Genomic DNA, 698 nt, shown 5'->3' with positions numbered 1-698 from the left:
TTGAAGAGACCTTTACGGTTACCTCTGTCGACGGTACTCCTTCTACTATCAAGGTCACCATCAACGGCACTAATGATGCTGCTACGGTTAGCAGTGCGACTGTGTCTGTTGATGAAACTGACTCAGCAATCACAACCTCTGGTACCCTAACCAGCACCGATGTCGATAACCAAGATAATGCCTTTACTGCTTCAACTCAGCAAGGCACGCACGGCGACCTAACCATCGATGGCAATGGGCATTGGGTATTTACCGCCAACAGTGAATTCAACCAACTCAATGTCGGCGATAAAGTTGAAGAGACATTCACAGTAACGTCTGTCGATGGCACTCCATCCACGATTAAAGTGACCATCAACGGTACAAATGATGCGGCAACCGTAAGCAGCGCGACTGTGGTTGTCGATGAAACAGACACGGCAATAACCACATCTGGAACCCTAACCAGTACCGATGTCGATTACCCGGATAACACCTTTACGCCAAATTCAATCTCAGGCACGCACGGTTTTTTAACCATTGATGCCAATGGTCATTGGGTATTCACCGCCAACAGCGCATTTAACCAACTGAACGTTGGTGATAAGGTTGAAGAGACCTTTACCGTTACCTCTGTCGACGGTACTCCGTCTACTATCAAGGTCACCATCAACGGTACTAATGACACTGCTACTGTCAGCAGTGCGACTGTGTCTGTT

At 47.9% G+C, this 698-nt stretch carries 1 protein-coding gene; it reads left to right on the top strand.

Annotation, left to right across the window (positions count from 1 at the left end; translation table 11 throughout):
* Positions 1-698 (top strand): VCBS domain-containing protein (locus tag RH45_RS06490; RefSeq protein WP_008075180.1); only part of this gene is annotated, 698 nt, incomplete at both ends.

This window comes from Vibrio sinaloensis DSM 21326 (genome assembly GCF_000189275.1).
GTDB classification, from domain to species: Bacteria; Pseudomonadota; Gammaproteobacteria; order Enterobacterales; family Vibrionaceae; genus Vibrio; species Vibrio sinaloensis.
The sequence above is the reverse complement of the archived record's forward strand: the minus strand, read 5'-3'. Positions and strand labels throughout refer to the sequence as shown.